The sequence below is a fragment of the Psychrobacter sp. MES7-P7E genome (assembly GCF_002863645.1).
In the GTDB taxonomy this organism is placed as follows: Bacteria; Pseudomonadota; Gammaproteobacteria; order Pseudomonadales; family Moraxellaceae; genus Psychrobacter.
The window spans coordinates 63,786-79,305 of sequence record NZ_PJBU01000071.1 but is presented as its reverse complement, the minus strand read 5'-3'; the positions used below and the strand labels follow the sequence as shown (position 1 = coordinate 79,305).

Genomic DNA, 15,520 nt, shown 5'->3' with positions numbered 1-15,520 from the left:
TTGCCCCATTTACGTAGAGCGCTATTAACGGATAAAGCTGATTATGAATACTTCTCTTCCAAAAGTACTAAACTTACGAAAATCTAAATTGCTTTATCGTACGGCTCCTGCTATTTTCTTCAGTCTGTTGCTACTTACTGCTTGTCAAAAAGATCCAGAACCTGAAGCAACTGATATAACTCCAGCTGAGACCTCAACGCAAACCACGCCCGTAACGACCAATATCAACGTTGATGAAGCTAAAGATAGCAATGCAGATGAGGCTCAAAATATAGTGCAGACTGGTTCAGAACGTGATATGAGCTTAACAGAGTTAGATAAAGATCTTAGTGATACTACGTCTACGGCAAATGATAGCGCTGAAAAACCTAATCCAGAACAAGCTATTAAAGGCGCACAAATCACTGATGTCCGTTATAAAAGTGCAGCAGGTGAGAGTTTATCTGTGGTCTTCGAGACGTCGGCAGCTGGTATGCTCAACGCTATCATTACCCGCCCCAACCAGCCAAAAATGACCTTAAGCGCACCCGAAGGCCAAGGCAATAATCCTACGTATCAATCAGCTGACGGCAGTATCCAACTCGTAAGCCACGCTGGTGGCGGCACTATTGACCTTATCCGAAATAACAAAGTGACTAGCTTTGATGCCGTTAGTGCTGAAGCAGAAGTCATCACTGAATAAAACCTGCTTTGCCTTCTGTTTTAATACTCTATTTAAAATCATAAAAAAGGCGGCAAACGTTATTATCGTTGCCGCCTTTTTCGTTTCTGTGTATTGCTCTGTACTGACTTGTCTCTACTGAGCTGTCTAATGAGTGATTGTATTTAACCAAACCCAGTCGATTGCCCACACATCCCGACCAACCAACTTATCACTGTCCACAGCCCCCAACCGACAAATACAATGACCAGCAGGCCAAGAAAATCAGGGATGTGCAGATATAACCAAGCAACGATTGGATTGCGCCAAAAAAACCCAAAACGGCTTTGCTGCTGCTTGTCTTCTAATGACTGGTGCAAAAACGGTCGATCCATATGCATGGTTTCGGTAATACCATACTCATGGTGTAGATGCTCGTGCACGATACCCAGTGTCTTACGGCTAGGACGAATAAAAATATCTAATAGCGTACCAATGCCAGGTACGATACCAACGACCATATCAATAAATGCCAATCTAACCGCTGGCGTCATTTTATGAGCGGGCACACCCAACTGACGTCCCAATATAAATGCATAACTGGTCAATGCTAATCCTGCCAAATCTCCTGCTAGTGGAATGGTCGAAAGCGCCGCATCCGCACCCATTCCTTGCTTGGTGAAAGGCACTCGCACTAGCGAATCCATGGTATTGGCAAATTTTGCCAGTTTACGCTCAGTTGCGATAACTTGCTCACGAGTCAGCCCATGTTCGGCAAGTTTAGCTTGATAGTCCGTAACTGACACAGTTGTATCAGACGGTTTCTTTGATTTGAACCTCGGCAATTTATCGAACTTATCCATTGAGCGTCGTCCATATGCAAGTAACTGCGATAAGCGCAAAGACATAGCGCCCTACCCAAATATTGGCCAAGAACGCCTGAAAGCAAGCCAAAGGGTTACGGCTGGCACAAGCGCTGTTTTGTTTGGCAAACATCATCGCAACAAGCGCCAATCCAAATACCGGCGTTACGCCTAATGTAGTCGGGGCAAAGTAATGCCACATAACCACGCCCATCATTAGCAAAAATAGCATCTGTAATATTGAGATGATAATTACATCATAACGACCGAATAGTATCGCTGTTGATTTCACGCCAATCTTTAAATCATCCTCACGGTCAGCCATGGCGTACTGGGTATCGTAGGCCACTGTCCAGCACATATAAGCTAAGAATAGCAGCCAACACCAAACATCGGGAGCGCCTTGCACCGCCACATAAGACATCGGTATCGCCCACCCAAAAGCAGCTGCTAAAAATACTTGCGGCAAATGCGTATAGCGTTTCATAAATGGATAAATAAATGCCAATATAACGGCACCAAGCGACCAGTAGAATACAGCTATAGGCAGGAAAAATAGTAGACTGGCACTTAACAGCACCAGCACTAAAAATGCAGCGACGGCTTCTTTGCCAGATAAGCGGCCATCTGCTAATGGTCGTCCTTTAGTGCGAGTCACATGACCATCTACTTTGCGATCCGCAAAGTCATTAATCGCACAACCAGCCGCTCGCATAAATATTGCTCCAAGGGCAAATATCGCAAATACCTTGATACTTGGCAACGCTGCCGTCATTCCTTGCTGCTGCGCTTGACCCATTGCAGCGAGTAGTACGCCCCAAAGCGTTGGCCATAAGAGCAGCTCAATGCCGACTGGCTTATCAAAACGGGTTAGCTGGATGTAGGCTTGTAGCTTGTCTTTAAATGTCATGGCTTTTTATTATCATTAATTGGATACTTTTTATGTGCGCTTATATATTTCGCTCAGAACAACTAAATTAATTTTTGAAGGGGGTAGTTGCTGAGTTTTAATGGATTAATTACTAAGTTTAATGGTCTGGCTACTGAATTTGTTGCCACAATTTATTCGCTTCGATCAGTGATAGCTCAGGATATTGCTTGCGTAATGCTTTCAGCGCTGGGACTTTGTCTTTTTGTGCTGCTTGTTGACGCAAAAATGTCAGTTGCTCTTGTGGATTGCTCAGCTCTTTTAACCGTGCCTCAAGCCGAAGAATGCGAGTACGCAGCATGATATTAATCAACAGTAAAACTGCACCCATAGCCCAAATGATTAACGCTGACATTACTTGCTCCTAAATCCATTAACTTCGAACACATAAGCTGATTAATTGCGTACATTTATACTCGTACATTCTTTACCGCAAACAGCAGCTGTCAGACAAAATACCCATCAAAGCGTACGGCTTCATTATGCCAGCTTTCACTAGCAGACTCATCAGCAAGCAGCGGTGCAAATTGTGGACGTTTCACAACCACGCGGCCTTGGCTTTGCATATTTCGTCTGACAACGGTCTGTGCGCTATTTAGCAGCTGTCGCTCTTCATCTGATGTTGGTGGACGAGCCAATTGATGCAGTGCTTGCATATGCTTACCGACTTTGGCCCCTTTGCCTGTCTTACTATCTTGATAGCTATCTTCTGGGAACATCGGATCCAAATAGACGACATCGATTGTGGTAGCATTATCTATTACATTGCTTGCTTCTAGATTCGCAAAATAACTGAGTGCATCAGTGTTAATAATCTGTAGACGGCTCATGAGCTTTTGCCAATTGGGTAGCGCACTCATACGCTGTTGCTCTGCAAGTAACAGCAATGCCATCAACGGCTGCTGCTCAAGCATAGTAACTTGTGCACCAGTACTGGCCAATATCAAACTATCATGCCCAAAGCCAGCGGTTGCATCAATAATGTGACTATCTGATGTGATTTTGGCGGCTTGTAATAGCAGCTCAGACTTACGACCAGCACTCACTACACGGCGCTGCAACTTGTCCCACTCAGGTGCCACACTGAGCCCATCACTTAGCCATGATAGCTTATCTTTATCATCTAATAATAAAATAGGCTGAGTAGATGCTTGGCTCAGTTGCTGACGGCGCTTTTGAGTTAGTTTCTCTGTAGCGACTTCGATATCTAAAATGATTGGTAATGGATGCTCAGCTATTAATGACTGTAGGCTCTCAACCTGTGCTTGCTGGCTGTCATTGACGTAGAATAACTGACAATGTACAACAGCACCTGTCTCGTCATACGTTTGGGGCACATCGGTCATAACCATCATCCTATTTGCTGCTTATTTTCACTATAAATTACTGCCGTGTTAAATCATTGGCATTATAAACTACAGTCTAAATCTAGCCAGCCATTTGATAACCAAAGCCCCAAGCAGCGACCAGCACGATAACACCTGTAATGATGCGCAGCCAAGCAAAAATAGTAAAGTCGCGGCGACTTACCCATGCCACAAGTAAGCGAATACAAAGTAGCGCTACTATAAATGATACGATGGTTCCAATACCTAGCACTAGCCAGTCTTCACTGCTCGTCAGTACGTCACCATGTTTGAGTAAATCCAACAGTGCCGCGCCTACAATGACAGGAATACCCAAAAAGAAAGAAAACTCAGCAGAAGCCTTACGTGATACACCTAACCACAGCGCGCCAATAATAGTGGCACCTGAGCGTGACGTCCCTGGTATAAGAGCTAAACATTGGAACAAACCAATCATCAACGCAGTTTTTATGCTGACATCTTCAGCTTCTTCTGCAATGACCGTTTTAGGACGCTTTTCCACGTAAAATATCAGTAGACCGCCGATGATGAGCATAATGGCAACGACGATAGGATTAAACAAATAAGCTTTGATTTCATCGGCAAAAGTAAAACCAACAATCATCACAGGGATAGTAGAGACAATCAGACTCAGTCCCAGCTGTCTAGGATTGGTCATGCCCTCTGCTTTACCAGTCAGCAAGCCCATCAGCGCTTGCCATAACCTACCCCAATAGTCATAAATCACTGCTAAAATAGCGCCAAGCTGTACCACCACGACAAATAAATCAACTTTTTCTTTAGTCCAGAAACCCATCACATCTGCTGATAGAATCAAATATCCCGTACTAGAGATGGGTAAAAATTCAGTGATACCTTCAACGATACCCATGATGACAGCCTGAACAAATAAAACTATATCCACAGTGACTTTCCTAGAAACAGATTGGCCTAAAAAAACTGGCCTAAAAACAGACCGATTGGCTGTCCTATATTAACGTTGATTTTATATGGGTATGTGCTTGCTAAACACTAAAAAGCTGGCTGCAAAAAATATATTTATAAAGCTATGCTTTGCCTTGCTCTTTAAGTGTTTTCCAAGCTTGATTACGTAGATATTTTGGCAATGCCTGCGATGCTTCCGTACCACCATCATTTGCAAACTGAGCAATACCAAGCTGCCCAATGACAACCGCATCTGGCCAAACATCTTCATGGCAGTCTTGCTGATCATGTCGTGCCAATAACGGCGCGCCATTACCCGCGATAGGCAGGTTGAGCTCTGTTTGGCTATCATAATCTAATAGCTGCTCAGTGCTATCGCTATCATCAGCCAAGACTGGCTGCATAATGCTATGACCTAACTGGTCGTCAGTTACCAACTCATACTGCCCAAAGTAGACTTGCTGCATACGAGCATCAAGGGCACTATATAAGTGTGTCAGCCCGTGTTTCTGATACGCGCATTGTGCGATTGCTTGCAGGCTTGAGACGCCAACACAAGGTAAGTCATGCGCTACAGACAGAGCCTGTACCACTGCCGTATTGATGCGAATACCACTAAACGCACCCGGCCCTCGATTGAATATCAAGGCTTGTATATCAGCAAGACGTAACTGCACCTCAGATAGTGCAGCATCAATCATCGGTAAGATCTGCTGAGTTTGCTGACGCTTGCCTGTTTCGGTATGGTTCGACAGTACCTGTCCGCTCGAATCTAAAATCGCGATCGAACACTGATCGAACACGGTATCCATTGCTAAAAACATCACAACCTCGGCTTTTACTTTTGGCGTTCTAAATGGGTTTGTCAGATTTTAATAATTTTTAATAGCTATTCATCATTTATGTACTATCAAAATTTAGACAGAATGAAACAGCGCCTATCATAGCATTTAGGCTAAATGAATTTTATCAATTTCTACGCTTTTCCACACTTTATTCATCTGTACTTATTCATAGCTAACCATAAAAAACCCTAAAGCTTAGGTAGCTTTAGGGCATATATAAAATACTTTCAGTATGCATCACGATGGCTTAGAAGCGTGTTTTAAACTTCTTTGGTGCTTGGTTTTGCATTTCTTGCATTTGCTTTTGCATCTCTTCAGTGCTTGGCATGTTATTTGGATCCAGTCCCATTTGCTTGGCCATTTGTTCTGGATTCACGTCTTTAGTACCACCTTGCTGACCGCCACCGCCAAACAATGGACCGCCGCCACCTGCTCCACCGCCGCCGCCCATTAATCCTTGCATAGACTTCATCATTTTACTAATGCCTTCAGGCTTTGAAATCATTTTCATCATTTTTGCCATTTGCTTGTGTTGCTTGAGCAAGCGGTTAACGTCTTGAATCTCACGTCCTGAACCTGCAGCGATACGGCGCTTACGACTTGGGTTAATCTTGTCAGGGTTTTTGCGCTCAAATGGCGTCATCGAATTGATTAATGCTTCCATTTCACGTACTTTTTCTTCTGGTTTGGCGTCTTCGACGGCTTTTTGCATATCTGAGCCGCCCATACCAGGCATCTTATCCAAGAAACCTGCCATGCCGCCCATGCTCTTCATTTGCTGGAACTGGGTCAATAGATCCTCAAGGTCGAAGTCACCGCCCTTTTGCATCTTTTTCGCCATTTTTTCGGCTTTATCACGGTCAATTTTCTGCTCAACTTCTTCGACCAGACTAAGTACGTCACCCATACCAAGGATACGCTGCGCGATACGCTCAGGGTGGAACAGCTCTAGCTCGTCTAGTTTTTCACCGCGGCCCAAGAACTTAATTGGCTTACCGGTGATAGCGCGTACAGAAAGCGCCGCACCACCGCGAGCATCACCGTCAGTTTTGGTTAAGATAACACCTGTTAATGGCAACGCATCATTAAAAGCTTTTGCGGTATTGGCGGCATCTTGACCAGTCATGGCATCGACGACAAATAGCGTCTCAGATGGGTTAACCGCAGCAGTTAGCGCCTTAATCTCATCCATCATGGTATCGTCGATATGTAGACGACCAGCGGTATCAATGATCAGGATATCTTGATATTGGATTTTGGCTTCTTCAATCGCACGCTTTGCGATATCAATTGGATTCTCATCTGTACTTGAGTTCACAAACTTAGCATTCACTTGACCGGCTACTTGCTCAAGCTGCTTGATAGCCGCTGGACGATAAACGTCGGCAGAGACTAGCATGACTTTTTTCTTTTGACGCTCTTGTAGATATTTGGCCAACTTACCAGCTGTAGTCGTTTTACCTGCACCTTGCAAACCTGCTAGCAAATAGACAACAGGCGGTTTACCTGTCATCTCTAACTGCTGATTGGCACTGCCCATCATTTCGGTCAGCTCGTCGTGTACAATTTTGACAAAAGCTTGACCTGGCGCTAACTCTTTTAGCACCTCAGCACCAAGCGCTTGTTCTTTGACGCGTTTTACAAAATCACGAGTGACAGGCAACGCCACATCAGCTTCTAACAACGCCATACGCACTTCACGTAGCGTGTCTTTGATATTGTCTTCGGTCAACTGTCCGGTACCGACAATGTTACGTAGGCTCGACGATAAACGTTCTGTTAAGGTATCAAACATAAATAACTCTCAATTAAAATGGTTTTCAATTAAATAATACGCAATGAAAATAACTCTAAATCAAACCATTAAAATGGTTCATAAATAATATTAGGATACGCTATAAGATATTAGAATATTGCATGACAAGGGACATGATAAAAGAATTATATTATCAATACTATAGCATTAACATGGCTCAAAACTTATAGTCGTTTCGCAAAGGACACAGCGCTTATAATTGTAGTCAACTTTTTAAAGATGACATATTTTATGTTTGGCGCTATGCAGCACCACCGATCATTTATAAGTTATAAGCAAGATGGTGCTCAATTGGCACCCATTTTATGATAAATTGGACGATTATTCTAATCATTCTGATAATACCACTTTAGCGACACATTGAGCGGCAGTTTATGCTCAGTATAAGATGAGGCTTTTTATCTGTGCACCTTGCATTCTTACTTGCTAGCATGGCTTATATCTTAGTCAGCATCCATATTGGTTGGGCGCTGGTTCAGGACAAACCTATTCATAAAAGCCTCAGTTTGGGCTTATTGCTGGTCGGCATGGCGGCACATGCGGCACTGCTATATCCATACGTTGTGACGCTGTATGGTTTAAATTTCAACTTATTTAATATCATCAGTCTGACCAGTTTATTTTTCTTATTCTTTTATCTATTGTTCTGTTTATATCGCCCTATTCTTAGCCTTGGTATTTTGGCTGCGCCCACTGCGTTAATAGGTATGACTGTCGGTTATATCGGCCGTGCCCCTTATCAACCATTGACTGATGTCAGTATCGGGCTTGAAATTCATATCATATTATCATTGGCTGCCTATTGTGTGCTGTTGATGGCGGCGGTACAAGCGCTATTTCTACGGCTACAAATACGTGAGCTCAAGCATCATACCATTCATCGATTTTGGGTCAATAAACTACCCTCCTTACAAAGTATGGAGAGTTTATTATTCGATATGCTCTTGGTAGGCTTTGTATTGCTCAGTATCGCACTGGGGATTGGGTTTATCTATGTGCAAGACTTAATGGCGCAACATATCGTGCATAAGACTGTTTTCAGTCTACTGTCATGGTTATTATTTGGTGTGCTACTATTCGGTAACTGGCGTGCAGGCTGGCGAGGCAAACGTGCGGCCAATATCACTATTTATGCCTTTATCCTATTAGCCATTGGCTTTATTGGTAGCAAGTTCGTCTTAGAAATGCTCTTATAAAATATATGTTCAAAAAAAGGCGGTCAGCAACACTAGTTACTGACCGCCTTTTTATATTTTTAGCAGACTCACTACTCATTTTTCTTAGTTAAATACGACTGTCTTATTACCCGCCACAATCACACGGTTTTGCACATGCCAGTTTACGGCACGTGCTAATACGTTGCGTTCGATATCACGGCCGATAGCACGCAGCTCGGTCACTCCTTGGCGATGCGTCACACGGTGTACGTCTTGCTCGATGATAGGCCCTTGATCAAGCTCAGCTGTGACATAGTGCGCAGTTGCACCGATAAGCTTAACGCCTTTATCATAAGCTTGACGATAAGGATCTGCACCCACAAACGCCGGTAAGAATGAATGATGGATATTGATAATTTGCATCGGCCAGCGTTTGACAAAATCTGATGACAAAATCTGCATATAGCGCGCCAATACTAGCAAGTCGTTACCTGCCATTAACTTATGAATTTGCTCTTCTGCCTCAGCCTTATTGTCTTTGCTCACGGGAACATGATGGAAGGTTATACCAAAATTTTCGACCGATTGCTGTAAGTCAGGATGGTTACTAACCACACAAGTAATCTCGCAATCCAGCAAGCCACGCTGATGTCGCCATAATAAATCTAACAATGCATGATCAAACTTTGAGACCAAAATACCCACTTTGGTCTTGGTCGCATTGTTATGCAGACGCCAATCCATGTTATGGCGCTTAGCCACAGTATGCGCAAAGCTGGCTTCAAAATTATCGATGATATCGCTCAAGCCTGCCAACGCAAACTCCAAACGCATAAAGTACTGACCACCTTCATGAGCAGTTGAGTACTGATCTAACGTGATGATATTCGCGCCGTAACGATGGATAAATTCAGAGACTGCTTGCACGATGCCGGCCTGATCTTTGCATTTGATGAGTAGCGTCGCTGTATCAGTAAAGCTAGGGATCTGTTTGCTCTGCGAGGCTGTGTTTGTTGTATTTGATGATGAAGCCGTTTTGGTATTTTCTGACATAATACGCCCAATATAAAAAATGATGACTGTTCGCTGAATTGACTGACAGCGTAGTAAACCGGTTATTTTAATCTTTTTTGCGATGTTTTGCTGAGCGAGTTGGTTGTTTTTGGTTGTTTAGGATGATTTAGTTATTTGAAAATACAATGCAAAAACCCCCAACGTAGGGTTGGGGGTTTTTTATTTGAAATACGCCTCAGCGAATTGGATAAGTAAGTTTCGTGACGTTACCTCTTGGAGTAGTCGCTATTACTGTAAACTCATCACCAGCTGAACAGTCTTTCAACTTAAATGTAGTAATAGTGCCCAAATTGTCTCCAGGACTACCAGTAGCGACATTAGCAGGTACTTTTTCTACGCCAGAGCGTATCTCAGCCGAACAAGAACCATCTTCGCTCTCTACCTGAATATCATCAGCTGTTGGTGGAGTATCTCTTTCTAAATCTTCAAAAACATATGTGCCATTATCATTTTCTGTGGCTGTGTATGTGGTTTCATCAAGAGTAAATTTTAAAATGCGTCCAGACTCTACGCCGCTGAACACAAGATCATAAGTATTAGCTCGACCAGATGGACTCACATCAATATTAATCGAATCAGAATCAGTATTGTCAGTAGCCGTAGCACTAATTGTAGTACCAGAAGGCATAGGGTTTAGATCATAAAAACCATCACTATTCATTCTTATCGAAATCAGACTGTTATTAGCATAGACTTCTTGCGTTTGCGCATTGAGTTGGGGGGCGATTATCGTGAATCTAGCATCCTTATCAGAAAGCAAAGTAATACCCTGATAACGCACTACAGCATCCAAATCGTTATTACAGGTATTAACTTTATTTGGCGAGACAAACTCACCAATATAATTTGCCTTATACTGCATTCTTTTCAAATCAGATAATGATGGAAACTTAAGATTAATATATCGATCAAGGTTATTATCGCATGACTCACTAGCACTCGTCGTTAACGGATAAGTAAACTCACCAAGTTGATAAGTGCCGTTTTCATTGTCATCACGGAAAGTATCACCGATATTATGAACTAAAATATCGGTATCTTTGTCCCAAGCGTTATTTTGATTCAAATCAATATAATCTTTTTCACCTTCCGCTACCGCTAGAATGCTCACACGCCCATCACCTGGACGTGGATTTTGCGTTGAGAAAGTGACCGAACATACACCATTGCTAGTTGGACAGCTTGAAGTTACCTTGCCACCTTCAGCTGTAAAATTAATGACCGTACCATCAGGTACTGCATTGCCATTACGATCGACCATACGCGCTGTAATATTACTAGTATCGCCATCTAAAGACCAATCCAAAACATTCTTTTCCCATGATAGGCTAAGACCTGTCTGAGTCACCCTTGAGCTTGCAATAGAAATATTTTTTGATAGGGCATTGATGCGAGGATCACTATCCAAAGTAGCTTTTATTTCTACGGGCCCAGGCGTTGTACCTGGATAAATATTAACTGATACAACACCATTACTATCAGTAGTAGCAGGTATATTAGATGTATTACCAAGTACACCAAAAGTTAGCCCTAACGGAGATTTTTCCAAGGACAAAGTTACCTCGGCGTTGGCAAGCGGCGTTCTATTTGAAAATACAGTAAACTCAACTGCGCCTGTTGCTGAGGAGCCACTATTTTGAATACCTAGCGTTAGATCATTAGCTGTATAGACAATGGAAGTCGCTTCAGGAGCCTGTATAGAAACGCTAGCCGATTGAGTAACGCCACCAGTACTGGCTGATATTCGCACAGCACCACTGCACAAAGTATTATCGACGTTAATGGCTTTGTACACAAAATCAACCATGCCATTTTCATCGGAGGTAACTTGCTCAGGTAGCTGACCGCAAGGAGCATTTAAGTTGACCAGTACACCACTAATGCCGTTACCACTCGTATCAGTGGTTTTTAAAGATACAGCTGTCTGTCCACCTGCATTTAGTTGTGAGTCGGTAACTTGCAATGCACTCAAACTCACATTAGTCGCCTGCACTGAAAAAGTCAGGTTATCAATCGCGGTATTATTACCATTACTCGCATTCGCAGTAATAATATAAGCGCCCGAAACATCAGGAGCATTAGGCTTTAAAAATATACGAGCTTCGCCATCACTGTTCGTTAGAGTAGATCCTGATGTTGTTTGTGACAAAGCAATGCCTTCGGCATCGATTGAAAAGCTCACTCTAGCACCAATAACAGGCTCACTATTATCGTCAGTTACTAAAACTTCGTAGTAAGCCCCTTCTAGACCAATAGCATTTATTGGGTTATTGTCTGCATCTACCAATTGACTACTACTAATATTTAAAGCACCCACTGGAACTTCTGTACCGCCACCATTATCCGTACCAGGTAGTTGCACGCCAGTATCAGGCTCTGGCGCAACCGTATCTGTGCCCCCACCACCACAACCCGCTAAGGCCAATGATAAGGTTAGCGCTGTCAGTTGAAACAATTTAGAGGTAGGTAGCGAGGGATATGACATGTTTTGACTCCGCATGAGTAGTAATTTATTCAAGCAAATAAGCAAAAACCATTACCAAAACTAAAAAATATTGGTAATGATACATAGATTTACAGTGATGCTAGTGTATTAACAGAATGTATTGAATATATAACAGCAACTTTACTGACTTTTGTTATAACTTACAACTAAAAATTAATCTTTACTATTAAACAATCAACAACATAGCGCGCTCATTTCAGGGTATAATAGCCCTCCTTTAATTCGACAGTTATTGTAAAAATATTTGAGTATTCATCTGTTTTATGGTATAAATGTCGGCTTTAAAATTTTCTGAATTGGTCAGCCTGTTATTTGCCTTTAGATAGCAGCAAAACCAGCTCAACCTTCATATAGTTTTGTTTGGTGCAAAGCTGCCGCTTGCTGTGTCCATGCCGCAAAAACGTGCAACTTGCCCAGACTGGTATGAGAAAAACTCATACCTCATAGATTAGGAGTTCGCCATGTCTCGAGTTTGCCAAGTGACTGGAAAGCGCCCTATGGTGGGTAATAATGTTTCGCATGCAAACAACAAAACCCGTCGTCGCTTTCTACCAAACCTTCACAACCATCGTTTTTGGGTAGAGTCTGAAAACCGCTTTGTACGTCTACGTGTGTCTACCAAAGGTATGCGCATCATTGACAAACTTGGTATCGATAAAGTGTTAGCGGATCTACGCGCACAAGGTCAAAAAGTTTAAGTTTAAAATAGCAGCTGAGTGATGACTCTCATTATTTAGCTGCCGTTTTGCTACATTAGCTGTGGCAACTTGCTCTTTGAGACACGTACCTATCGTTTGAAGACCCCTCATTTACAGGAAAGCTATCATGAGAGATAAAATTAAATTAGTATCAACAGCTGGTACTGGGTATTACTACACCACTACTAAAAACAAGCGCACTATGCCTGGCAAAATGGAAATCAAAAAGTTTGATCCAAAAGTACGCCAGCATGTGATCTTCAAAGAAGCTAAAATCAAATAATCTCCATTTTATAAATGGTACTATTTGAACAAAAAAAGGGCTTATCAATTGATAAACCCTTTTTTTATGCTTGTATATCTAGCTATCTTCAGCTCGCTAATACACTAAAGATCAACTGTAGTGCGTTGGTTCTTTATCATATACATGCGCATGCCACTTACTCATTTGCTTTTGCATAATGACCTGAATCGCAGCATGAATCATGTGTTGACCAATGGCTTGAGTATCGCTACCAAGTAGCTCTTTTAGCTTGTCAGAAAAATCAATAGTCATCAGCGGCGCTTCGTCTTGTTCAGCATCACGCAATAACAACCTACCATCATCTGCTTCCACCAACTCTAACGTGGTTTCTTTGGCAAATCCTGCAAATTGATCGCTACTCTCGTTATCTACTTCTATATCATTATCGATATCGTATGGCATTAATGTGTTCCTTATTATCCCGTTTAGTACTGGTAGAGAAACTAGTCATTGCAAAGCAGTTATTTTCTAAAAATAAACTCATCCGGCAAATCTATCGTCTTACAGTAACGCGGGTAAATCTGTCTTACTCATACAATGGACGCATTAACATTGGAATTCAAGGGCTATCACATAAGTCTTCGCTATAAAAGCAAACTTACATGCCATGTCATTTGTATATATTAGTGCCAATAACGCAACTTTCCTAATGTAAATAAGAAGGCCACAAACATTCCAAGGTAATAAACCAGCTTTAGCTCAAGGCTAGGATCACGATACTTAAACGGCAGTGCAACGGTGGCCGTCGCAGTAGGCAATATCAGCAGCATAAGTAGCCAATTCTCAATGACATTTAGCCAACCTTGTAAATCGGTTCCGTGACGTAATGACGCCAATCCCATTAATAAACAAGCGATAATTAAGCTGGTAAATAAGCCATTTGGTAAGTCTTTAGGATAGATAATTTTAGCAATACTGGCTGGTACGATTCTCATATAAAATTCCAGTCATGCTTGTAGAACATGGCTTAATGATTAAAAAATATAAAATATTACGACGTTATGTAAGCGCGAATAAACAATATAAGCATGAATAAACGATACAGGCGCGAAAAAGCATTATATTTACAGCGAAACAACTTAACTGTAAGTGCCCATCAGCCATAGCATTGATATACAAGAGGTCAAATAACCCAAACTAATCGCATTCCAACTCTCGATATGCAGGCCTTTAACTTTATTAAGTATGCGAGAACCTACCCAAAAGAACAGCGGAATACCTAACATAAATGCAGGCACAATGACCGCTGCATGACGCAGCACGGTTTCGACATCATCACCCACCATCAGGCGAAAGCCATAACCTGCCAAACTAAGTACAAGTGCAAACATCGCTAAGCCAACGGTAATACCTCTAGGCACCAAGCTGCGCTGCGGTGTTTCACTTGCAAGTGATTGCTTAGCCTGCTGATTCAACGTCTCATGAGAACTTGCTTGCACAGAAGGTTCTGTTGAACTGCTAGAATTATTTGTGTCCATATTTCACCTTTACGCGACTGACCGTTATATATAGCTGACTCAATTTAGAAGAGATACAAGGCAACTGAGTGCAGATGTAATTGTGATACTTCAAGCGAAGTTAACGCTGTCGCTCTTTTATATCGGATTAACTATATAGTCATAAGTTATACAGCACATTCTAATATTGTTATTGTATGGCTAATAGCGTTTATTAACCATACAACACTCGCTAGCTGTTGTTGGCTAATAACAACTCTGCGCGCATCTCATCGATAGCCGCTTTATAATCTTCTTGATTAAAAATCGCAGAACCCGCGACAAACATATCAGCGCCCGCTTCAGCAATCGCACGTATATTACTGGCTTTGATACCGCCATCAACTTCCAATCGAATATCTCGGCCACTAGTAATAATACGCTGACGTACCTGACGGACTTTATCTAAAGTACTATCGATAAACGACTGTCCACCATAGCCTGGGTTCACACTCATTAATAAAATCTGATCTACTTTATCCATGACATAATCAAGATAATGCAGCGGGGTCGCTGGGTTTAATACCAAGCCACACTCCGCACCGCCATCTTTAATCAGTTGAAGTGAGCGATCGATATGAGCGCTGGCTTCAGGATGAAAGGTAATGATACTAGCACCCGCTTCCAAGAACTGCTCAATCATACTATCGACAGGTGAAACCATAAGATGCACATCAATTGGCGCTTCAACACCATAGTCGCGCAACGCCTTACAAATCATGCTACCAAACGTCAAATTGGGTACGTAATGGTTGTCCATTACATCAAAATGAATCACATCGGCACCCGACTCTAGTACCTTCTCCACTTCTTCGCCCAACCGCGCGAAATCAGCTGAGAGTATCGACGGTGCAATAAGATAAGGTTTAGCAGGACTGTTCATAATTGAGCTACCTAATTCA

Annotated in this window: 17 protein-coding genes; 4 read left to right on the top strand and 13 right to left on the bottom strand. The window is 42.3% G+C overall.

Features of this window, described 5'->3' with window-relative positions; translation table 11 throughout:
* The first annotated feature begins 43 nt into the window (after positions 1 to 43).
* On the top strand, positions 44 to 682 hold the full coding sequence (locus tag CXF62_RS02675; protein ID WP_102092799.1) for a hypothetical protein: 639 nt from the start codon (positions 44 to 46) through the stop codon (positions 680 to 682).
* Positions 683 to 825: 143 nt separating this feature from the next.
* Here the strand turns inward: CXF62_RS02675 and CXF62_RS02670 are convergent, their stop codons facing one another.
* The 7 genes from CXF62_RS02670 to ffh all read right to left on the bottom strand — a co-directional run bounded on the left by CXF62_RS02670 (position 826) and on the right by ffh (position 7,362).
* Complete coding sequence (locus tag CXF62_RS02670) at positions 826 to 1,503, bottom strand: DUF4112 domain-containing protein (RefSeq protein WP_102092798.1); 678 nt, start codon at positions 1,501 to 1,503, stop codon at positions 826 to 828.
* On the bottom strand, positions 1,496 to 2,413 hold the full coding sequence (gene ubiA / locus CXF62_RS02665) for a 4-hydroxybenzoate octaprenyltransferase (RefSeq protein ID WP_102092797.1): 918 nt from the start codon (positions 2,411 to 2,413) through the stop codon (positions 1,496 to 1,498). Before ubiA ends, CXF62_RS02670 begins: the two co-directional genes overlap by 8 nt.
* A gap of 130 nt (positions 2,414 to 2,543) precedes the next feature.
* Positions 2,544 to 2,786, bottom strand: a complete 243-nt coding sequence (locus tag CXF62_RS02660) for a hypothetical protein (protein ID WP_102092796.1) — start codon at positions 2,784 to 2,786, stop codon at positions 2,544 to 2,546.
* Positions 2,787 to 2,877: 91 nt separating this feature from the next.
* The gene (locus CXF62_RS02655; protein ID WP_102092795.1) at positions 2,878 to 3,777 is read right to left on the bottom strand and encodes a class I SAM-dependent methyltransferase; all 900 of its coding nucleotides are present in this window, start codon (positions 3,775 to 3,777) and stop codon (positions 2,878 to 2,880) included.
* Positions 3,778 to 3,859: 82 nt separating this feature from the next.
* On the bottom strand, positions 3,860 to 4,702 hold the full coding sequence (locus CXF62_RS02650) for an undecaprenyl-diphosphate phosphatase (protein ID WP_102092794.1): 843 nt from the start codon (positions 4,700 to 4,702) through the stop codon (positions 3,860 to 3,862).
* A gap of 142 nt (positions 4,703 to 4,844) precedes the next feature.
* The gene (gene tsaB / locus CXF62_RS02645; protein ID WP_102092793.1) at positions 4,845 to 5,546 is read right to left on the bottom strand and encodes a tRNA (adenosine(37)-N6)-threonylcarbamoyltransferase complex dimerization subunit type 1 TsaB; all 702 of its coding nucleotides are present in this window, start codon (positions 5,544 to 5,546) and stop codon (positions 4,845 to 4,847) included.
* A 268-nt stretch (positions 5,547 to 5,814) separates the two neighbouring features.
* Positions 5,815 to 7,362: a signal recognition particle protein gene (gene ffh / locus CXF62_RS02640; protein WP_102092792.1), complete on the bottom strand. Its 1,548-nt coding sequence runs from the start codon at positions 7,360 to 7,362 to the stop codon at positions 5,815 to 5,817.
* Positions 7,363 to 7,787: 425 nt separating this feature from the next.
* Here ffh and CXF62_RS02635 point away from each other — a divergent pair, with 425 nt between their 5' ends.
* Positions 7,788 to 8,579 (top strand): cytochrome C assembly family protein, encoded by a 792-nt coding sequence (locus CXF62_RS02635; protein WP_185156584.1) that lies wholly within the window; start codon positions 7,788 to 7,790, stop codon positions 8,577 to 8,579.
* Between the two features lie 84 nt (positions 8,580 to 8,663).
* Here the strand turns inward: CXF62_RS02635 and purU are convergent, their stop codons facing one another.
* A complete protein-coding gene (gene purU / locus CXF62_RS02630; RefSeq protein WP_102092791.1) occupies positions 8,664 to 9,593 on the bottom strand; it encodes a formyltetrahydrofolate deformylase in 930 nt (309 codons plus the stop codon).
* Between the two features lie 196 nt (positions 9,594 to 9,789).
* Entirely contained in the window at positions 9,790 to 12,099 is a 2,310-nt protein-coding gene (locus CXF62_RS02625; protein ID WP_102092790.1) for an Ig-like domain-containing protein, read from the bottom strand.
* 482 nt (positions 12,100 to 12,581) lie between these two features.
* On the opposite strand from CXF62_RS02625, the gene rpmB reads away from it, so the two are divergent.
* Together rpmB and rpmG are read left to right on the top strand one after the other, a co-directional pair.
* Complete coding sequence (gene rpmB / locus CXF62_RS02620; protein ID WP_057761372.1) at positions 12,582 to 12,818, top strand: 50S ribosomal protein L28; 237 nt, start codon at positions 12,582 to 12,584, stop codon at positions 12,816 to 12,818.
* Positions 12,819 to 12,945: 127 nt separating this feature from the next.
* Positions 12,946 to 13,101: a 50S ribosomal protein L33 gene (rpmG, locus tag CXF62_RS02615; RefSeq protein WP_010201403.1), complete on the top strand. Its 156-nt coding sequence runs from the start codon at positions 12,946 to 12,948 to the stop codon at positions 13,099 to 13,101.
* Positions 13,102 to 13,212: 111 nt separating this feature from the next.
* Here rpmG and CXF62_RS02610 read toward each other — a convergent pair whose 3' ends face one another.
* The 4 genes from CXF62_RS02610 to rpe form a co-directional block, all read right to left on the bottom strand.
* Positions 13,213 to 13,524 carry a hypothetical protein gene (locus tag CXF62_RS02610; RefSeq protein WP_101205798.1) on the bottom strand — a complete coding sequence of 104 codons (312 nt, stop codon included), beginning with the start codon at positions 13,522 to 13,524 and terminating at the stop codon, positions 13,213 to 13,215.
* A gap of 221 nt (positions 13,525 to 13,745) precedes the next feature.
* Positions 13,746 to 14,057, bottom strand: coding sequence for a hypothetical protein (locus tag CXF62_RS02605; RefSeq protein WP_057761376.1), 312 nt, complete (start codon positions 14,055 to 14,057; stop codon positions 13,746 to 13,748).
* A gap of 144 nt (positions 14,058 to 14,201) precedes the next feature.
* On the bottom strand, positions 14,202 to 14,600 hold the full coding sequence (locus CXF62_RS02600) for a hypothetical protein (protein ID WP_102092789.1): 399 nt from the start codon (positions 14,598 to 14,600) through the stop codon (positions 14,202 to 14,204).
* 211 nt (positions 14,601 to 14,811) lie between these two features.
* Positions 14,812 to 15,501 carry a ribulose-phosphate 3-epimerase gene (gene rpe, locus CXF62_RS02595; RefSeq protein ID WP_057761380.1) on the bottom strand — a complete coding sequence of 230 codons (690 nt, stop codon included), beginning with the start codon at positions 15,499 to 15,501 and terminating at the stop codon, positions 14,812 to 14,814.
* Between the last annotated feature and the right edge of the window lie 19 nt (positions 15,502 to 15,520).